Raw genomic sequence first — 524 nt, forward strand, 5'->3', positions numbered from 1 at the left:
GAATAACCCACCCGTCGCCATCGTATCTAATAAATTGGTCAACATCTGTTCAACTTGCGCGGGATATTTCAAGCCATTTTCTAATAACCGCGTGAATAACTGATTCGGCAATAATCCAATATCTTGCGCAAATAAACAGAATAATAATTGCTGACTAAAATGCGCCACCGCGGCCGAATCATGGCCGCGCTGACGCAACGCCGCCGCCCATTCACTGAATTGACGCGCCGCTCTTTCAGTTAATGCCGCAGTTGTATCAATTGGCCGCAATTTTTCGGGATCAGAAAACGCCCATTTTAATAACTGCAACTTGGACGGATCGCGCAGGTCATTTAATGTCAGCGTGTATTGATCCGGCACCGTGCCAGTAAAGGCGGTGTGAATAATGATTTGCTCCATATCGGAGACAATCAATAGCGGCGGATGATTCAACGCCGGTGCGTAAAATTGCAATCTTTTTAATGCCTGATCTAAGTTTTTACCCGCGCTTTTATATTCCCAGCCGAAATGACCACTTTTCCACA

Annotated in this window: 1 protein-coding gene; it reads right to left on the reverse strand. The window is 45.8% G+C overall.

Annotated elements, in window-relative coordinates:
* Positions 1-524: type IIL restriction-modification enzyme MmeI (locus HUK38_RS14745; RefSeq protein WP_338065435.1), on the reverse strand; the 524-nt coding region annotated here is incomplete at both ends.

This window comes from Thiospirillum jenense (assembly GCF_014145225.1).
Taxonomy (GTDB): Bacteria; Pseudomonadota; Gammaproteobacteria; order Chromatiales; family Chromatiaceae; genus Thiospirillum; species Thiospirillum jenense.